We start from the raw sequence: 6,636 nt of genomic DNA on the forward strand, positions 1-6,636 counted from the left end.
TTGCGAACCTTCCTTTGATTGCCCTCGCCGGAGGAAGTTTTGAACACCATCCCTAGCCGAGGACGCGTCATGCGTAACCGTTTCCCTTCCTATTCCCTCCGCCTGGTGGCTGCCGCTGCCATGGCGGCCACGCTCGCGGCGTGCGGCGGCGAGAAGCCGGCCCCGCATGCGGCGGGCCCCGTTGAAGTTGGCGTCGTCACCGTTGCCGCGCAGAACCTGCCGGTGGCGGTCGAGCTGCCGGGGCGTGTCAACCCGGTGCGTGTGGCGCAGGTGCGCGCGCGCGCAGCCGGCATCGTGCTCAAGAAGCAGTTTGTCGAAGGCAGCGACGTGAAGCGTGGCCAGCCGCTGTTCCAGATCGACCCGGCGCCGCTGCAGGCCACGCTCGACAGCGCCCGCGCGAGCGCCGCCAAGGCCGAGGCCTCGCTGGCGCAATCGGCGCTGCAGGAGGCGCGCTACCGCGACCTCGTGCCCATCAACGCCGTCAGCAAGCAGGACTACGACAACGCGGTGATCGCCGTGAAGCAGGGCGAGGCGGATCTGGCCTCGGCGCGCGCCGCGGTGCGCACCGCTGAGCTGAACCTCGGCTACACCCGCACCACCGCGCCGATCGACGGCCGCATCGGCGCGGCGCAGGTGACCGAGGGCGCGCTGGTCGGCCAGGGCGACGCCACCCTGATGGCGACCGTCACGCAGCTCGACCCGATCTACGTGGACGTGACGCAGGCCAGCTCCCAGGTGCTGGCGCTGCGTCGCGCCATGCAGGCCGGCCAGCTGCAGGGCGTGGCCGGCAAGGAGGCGCAGGTGCACCTGGTGCTCGATGACGGCAGCACGTATCCGCTGGCCGGCAAGTTCAAGTTCTCCGACATCACCGTCGACCAGACCACCGGCTCGGTCAGCCTGCGCGCCGAGTTCCCCAACCCGAACAAGGACCTGCTGCCCGGCATGTTCGTGCGCGCGCGCCTGGATCAGGCCGTGCAGCAGAACGCGCTGACGGTGCCGCAGGCGGCGCTCTCGCGTGACGCCGCCGGCAATGCCACGGTGATGGTCGTCGATGCGCAGAACAAGGTGGCCGTCCGTCCGGTGAAGGCGACGACGGCCGTCGGTTCCAACTGGATCGTCGACAGCGGCCTGGCTGCCGGCGACAAGGTGATCGTGAGCGGCCTGCAGAAGGTCAAGCCCGGCGCCGAGGTGAAGACCGTGGCGGCCGATGCCCCGGCCAAGCCCGTCGCACCGGAAGCCGCTTCGGCGCCGGCCGCGCAGGTCGCGGCCAAATAAGCGAGGACATCCAACATGGCACGCTTCTTTATCGATCGCCCGATCTTCGCGTGGGTGATCGCCATCGTCATCATGCTGGCGGGCGCGCTGTCGATCACCAGTCTGCCGGTGTCGCAGTATCCGACCATCGCGCTGCCGTCGGTGGTGATCTCCGCGACGTACCCGGGCGCGAGCGCCAAGACGGTGGAAGACACCGTCACGCAGGTGATCGAGCAGCAGATGAACGGCATCGACAATCTGCAGTACATGGCGTCGACCTCCGACTCGGCCGGCAACGTGCAGATCACGCTCACGTTTACGTCCAATGCCGATCCGGACATCGCCCAGGTGCAGGTGCAGAACAAGCTGCAGCTGGCCACGCCGCTCTTGCCGCAGGTGGTGCAGCAGATGGGCATCTCGGTGGCCAAGGCGCGCAGCAACTTCCTGATGGTGCTGGGGGTGGTCTCCACCGACGGCAGCATGGGCAACGACGCGCTGGGCGACTACATCAACTCGAGCATGAAGGATCCGATCAGCCGGCTGCCCGGCGTCGGCACCGTCACTGTGTTCGGCGCGCCCTATGCCATGCGCATCTGGCTGGACCCGAACAAGCTCACGAGCTATCAGCTCACCACCAATGATGTGGCCAACGCCGTGACGGCGCAGAACGCGGATGTGTCCGCCGGCCAGTTGGGCGGCGCGCCGGCCGTGTCGGGCCAGCAGCTGAACGCCACCATCACCGCGCAGACGCGCCTGCAGACGGCCGAGCAGTTCCGCAACATCCTGCTCAAGGTCAACCAGGACGGCTCCAAGGTGCTGCTGGGCGACGTGGCGCGCGTGGAGCTGGGCGGGCAGGATTACTCCGTCACCTCGCGCTACAACGGCATGCCGGCCGCCGGCATCGCCATCCAGTTGGCAACCGATGCCAACGCGCTGGCCACCGCCAAGGTGGTGCGCCAAGAGGTGGAGACCCTGTCGAAGTACTTCCCGCAGGGCCTGAAGGTGGTCACGCCGTACGACACCACGCCGGTGGTCACGCAGTCGATCACCGACGTGGTCAAGACGCTAGCCGAGGCCATGGTGCTGGTGTTCTGCGTGATGTACCTGTTCCTGCAGAACTTCCGCGCCACGCTCATCCCGACCATCGCCGTGCCGGTGGTGCTGCTGGGCACCTTTGGCGTGCTGGCGGCGGCGGGCTTCTCGATCAACACGCTCACCATGTTTGCCATGGTGCTGGCGATCGGCCTGCTGGTGGACGATGCCATCGTGGTGGTGGAGAACGTTGAGCGTGTGATGAGCGAAGACGGCCTGCCACCCAAGGAGGCCACGCGCAAGTCGATGGGGCAGATCACCGGCGCGCTGGTGGGTATTGCGCTGGTGCTGTCGGCGGTGTTCATCCCGATGGCGTTCTTCTCGGGCTCGACCGGGGCGATCTATCGGCAGTTCTCGATCACCATCGTCTCGGCCATGGTGCTGTCGGTGCTGGTGGCGATGATCCTCACGCCCGCGCTGTGTGCGACGCTGCTCAAGCCGCTCGACAAGGATCACGAAGACAAGAAGCCCGCGTTCTTCCGCTGGTTCAACCGCGCGCTCGCCACTGGCACGCACGACTACACCTCCACCGTGCAGCGCTTCTTGAAGAAGCCGCTGCGCATGATGCTGGTGTACGCGGCCATCGTCGGCGTGCTGGCGGTGCTCTTCATGCGCCTGCCGTCGGCCTTCCTGCCGGAAGAAGACCAGGGCGTGATGTTCGCGCAGATCCAGTTGCCGACCAGCGCCACGCAGGAGCAGACCGTCGACGTGCTCAAGCAGGTCGAGCACTACCTGCTCAACGACGAGAAAGAGAACGTCGCCTCGGTGTTCACCGTGGCGGGCTTCAGCTTTGCCGGGCGCGGCAGCAACATGGGCCTGGCCTTCGTGATGATGAAGGACTGGAGCGTGCGCAAGCGCGAAGACCAGAAGGTATTTGCCGTCGCCAACCGTGCCATGGCCGCGTTCTCACACATCAAGGGCGCACTGGCCTACGCCTTCGTGCCGCCGGCGGTGATGGAACTCGGCAACTCCAGCGGCTTCGACCTGGAGCTGATGGACCAGGCCGGCCTCGGCCACGAGAAGCTGACCGAAGCGCGCAACCAGCTGCTGGCCATGGCCGCGCAAAGCCATGACGTGGTGGGCGTGCGCCCGAACGGCATGGACGACACGCCGCAGTACAAGATCGACGTCGACCAGGGGAAGGCTGCCGCGTTGGGGCTATCCCTGGGGGACGTGAACTCGGTGCTATCCGCCGCATGGGGCTCGCAGTACATCAACGACTTTGTCGACAAGGGCCGCGTGAAGAAGGTGTACCAGCAGGCCGACGCGCCGTTCCGCATGCTGCCCGATGACGTCAACCGCTGGTACGTGCGCAACGCCACCGGCACGATGGTGCCGTTCGGCTCATTCGCCACGGGCCACTGGACGTACGGCTCGCCGCGCCTGGAGCGCTACGGCGGTGTGTCGTCGATGGAAATCCTCGGCTCGCCCGCGCCGGGCAAGAGCACGGGCGACGCGATGGCGGCGATGGCGGAGATGGTCGCCAAGCTGCCCGCTGGCGTCGGCTATCAGTGGACCGGCTTGTCGTTCCAGGAGCAGCTCTCGGGCGCGCAAGCGCCGGCGCTGTACGCGATCTCGCTGCTGGTGGTGTTCCTGTGCCTGGCCGCGCTGTACGAGAGTTGGGCGATCCCGTTCTCGGTGATGTTGGTCGTGCCGCTGGGCGTGCTCGGCGCCATCCTGGCGGCCACCGGGCGCGGCATGTCGAACGACGTGTACTTCCAGGTGGGCCTGCTGACGACGATCGGCCTGTCGGCCAAGAACGCGATCCTGATCGTCGAGTTCGCCAAGGAGGAGCACGAGGCGGGCAAGAGCCTGATCGACGCGACCCTGTCGGCCGTGCGCATGCGCCTGCGGCCGATCCTGATGACGTCGATCGCCTTCATCCTCGGCGTGCTGCCGCTGGTGTTCGCCAACGGCGCAGGTGCGGGCAGCCAGAACGCCATCGGCACCGGCGTGGCGGGCGGCATGCTGTCGGCCACGGTGCTGGCGATCTTCTTTGTGCCGGTGTTCTTCGTGGTGGTGAACCGGCTGTTCAAGATCCAGGATGCGCCACCGGCATCCGCAACTCCGGCGACCTCGACCACAACCTCGCCGGCGGAGGGCCACTGACATGGTCACGCAACTCACTCGACTGACCCTGGCCGCCGCAGCGGCGGCCGCGCTGGCCGGCTGCACGCTGGCGCCGACCTACCACCGCCCGGACGCCCCGGTCGCGCAGGACTGGCCGGCCGACGCGCCGCACAGCGCGTCGCGCAAGGATGCGCAGCAAGTGCCCGCCGCCGACATCGGCTGGCGCGCCTTCTTTGCCGACGCGCGCCTGCAGAAGCTGATCGAGCTTGCCCTGCAGAACAACCGCGACCTGCGCGTCGCCACGCTGCAGGTGGAAAAGGCCCGCGCGCAATACCAGATCCAGCGCGCGGATCTGTTCCCCAGCATCGCGGCCACCGCTGCCGACACGCGCAGCCGCACGCCGGGCGACCTGTCCGGGCGCGGCGTGGCGACCGTGGGCAACAGCTATTCGGTCGGCCTCGGCTTCACCGCCTACGAGCTGGACCTGTTCGGCCGCATCCAGAGCCTGAAGAACGAGGCGCTGGAAACGTACTTCGCGACCATGGCCGCGCAGCGCTCGGCGCAGATCACGCTGGTGTCGGAGGTGGCGAGCCAGTACCTGTCGCTGCTCGGCGCGCAGGCGCAGGTGCGGCTGGCGCAGGAGACGCTCGACTCCTACCAGCGCAGCTACGAGCTGACCCGCCGCAGCTTCGACGTGGGGGCTTCGTCCGCGCTGGACCTGGCTTCGGCCGAGACCGCGCGCAACACCGCGCAGACGGCGCTGGCCTCGTCCAAGCTGCAGGCGGCACAGGCGGAGCACGCGCTGGTGGTGCTGGTCGGCCAGCCGCTGCCGGCGGACCTGCCGGCCGGCGGCAACCTCGACACGCAGGGCCTGCTGACCGACCTGCCCGCCGGCCTGCCGAGCGAGCTGCTCGAGCGCCGCCCCGACATCCTGCAGGCTGAGCACACGCTCAAGGCCGCCAACGCCGACATCGGCGCGGCGCGCGCGGCCTTCTTCCCGCGTATCGCGCTCACGGGCAGCTACGGCACCGCCAGCACGGCGTTCTCCGATCTGTTCAAGGGCGGGCAGGGCGCATGGAGCTTCGGCCCGTCGATCAGCCTGCCGATCTTCGCGGGCGGCGCCAACGTGGCCAACCTGCGCGTGTCGGAGGCCAACAAGAAGATTGCCGTGGCGCAGTACGAGAAGGCCATCCAGACCGCGTTCCAGGAGGTGTCGGATGGGCTCTCGGGCCGAGCGCTGCTCGACGAGCAACTGGCCGCGCAGCAGGCGCTGGTGCAGTCCGAGGGCAACCGCTTCCGCCTGTCGGAGGCGCGCACGCAGCGCGGCGTGGACAACGCGCTGACGCTGCTCGACGCCGAGCGCTCGCTATTCAGTGCGCAGCAGAGCTTGATCTCGCTGCGGGTGTCGCGGCTGAACAATCTGGTGACGCTGTACAAGGCGCTGGGCGGCGGGTGGGCCGAGCAATCGGCTGCCGCCGTGCCGCCCCCACCGGAGGTTTCCCCCGCCGGCTGATCGGCCGGTCGTCATGTTTGCCCGCCTCGGCGGGCTTTTTTGCGCACATGACATTCAATTTTCCTGACCCCTCCCTGCAAATCCATGCACGCTGCAGAGGTGCGGACGGCGCAGAATGGTTGGCACATTCTTCAGGAAATTTGACATGCTTCCCGTGCTCTATCTTTCCCATGGGTCGCCGATGCTGGCGGCCGATCCGGGCCCCGTCGGCAAGACGCTGGCAGCACTCGGGCAAGAGATGGCCGCGCTTGGCCCCCGCGCCATCGTGGTGGTCTCGCCGCATTGGATGACGCGCCGACCGGCCGTCACCGCGCGTGCGCAGCAGGAGGCCTGGCATGACTTCGGTGGCTTCCCGCCGCAGCTCTATGCGCTGGAATATTCACCACCGGGCGCACCCGACCTGGCCGAGCGCATCCGCGCGCTGATCGACGGCAACATCGTGCCGGGCCTGGAAGAGCAGGCCTCCACCGTGCTCGACCCGCGCCAGCCGCTGGACCACGGCGCGTGGGTGCCGCTGATGCTGATGTTTCCCGAGGCGACCCTCCCCGTGGTGCAGGTGTCGCTGATGCCGGGTTTGTCGCCGGCCTGCCAGATGGCGATGGGCCGCACGCTCGCGCCGCTGCGCGACGAGGGCGTGCTGATCATCGGCTCGGGCAGCTTCACGCACAACCTGCGCGCGCTGATGCGCGGCCCCGGCATGGCGCAGC

Annotated in this window: 4 protein-coding genes; all 4 read left to right on the forward strand. The window is 68.2% G+C overall.

Translation table 11 applies throughout. The features are described 5' to 3' along the window. The first annotated feature begins 69 nt into the window (after positions 1-69). A complete protein-coding gene (locus QZ609_RS23065; protein WP_295499863.1) occupies positions 70-1,275 on the forward strand; it encodes an efflux RND transporter periplasmic adaptor subunit in 1,206 nt (401 codons plus the stop codon). Positions 1,276-1,290: 15 nt separating this feature from the next. Then, positions 1,291-4,455: an efflux RND transporter permease subunit gene (locus tag QZ609_RS23070; protein WP_295499865.1), complete on the forward strand. Its 3,165-nt coding sequence runs from the start codon at positions 1,291-1,293 to the stop codon at positions 4,453-4,455. A gap of 1 nt (position 4,456) precedes the next feature. Continuing rightward, the gene (locus tag QZ609_RS23075; RefSeq protein ID WP_295499868.1) at positions 4,457-5,929 is read left to right on the forward strand and encodes an efflux transporter outer membrane subunit; all 1,473 of its coding nucleotides are present in this window, start codon (positions 4,457-4,459) and stop codon (positions 5,927-5,929) included. Between the two features lie 145 nt (positions 5,930-6,074). After that, positions 6,075-6,636, forward strand: a 562-nt coding sequence (locus tag QZ609_RS23080) for a class III extradiol ring-cleavage dioxygenase (RefSeq protein ID WP_295499870.1), incomplete at its 3' end; no start/stop codon positions are given.

Origin of the sequence: uncultured Ralstonia sp. (assembly GCA_913056305.1) — a bacterium.
Taxonomy (GTDB): Bacteria; Pseudomonadota; Gammaproteobacteria; order Burkholderiales; family Burkholderiaceae; genus Ralstonia.

Coding starts and splice junctions, on each gene's coding strand:
- QZ609_RS23070 (WP_295499865.1), top strand. CDS start 1,291: ATGGCACGCTTCTTTATCGATCGCCCGATCTTCGCGTGGGTGATCGCC.
- QZ609_RS23065 (WP_295499863.1), top strand. CDS start 70: ATGCGTAACCGTTTCCCTTCCTATTCCCTCCGCCTGGTGGCTGCCGCT.
- QZ609_RS23075 (WP_295499868.1), top strand. CDS start 4,457: ATGGTCACGCAACTCACTCGACTGACCCTGGCCGCCGCAGCGGCGGCC.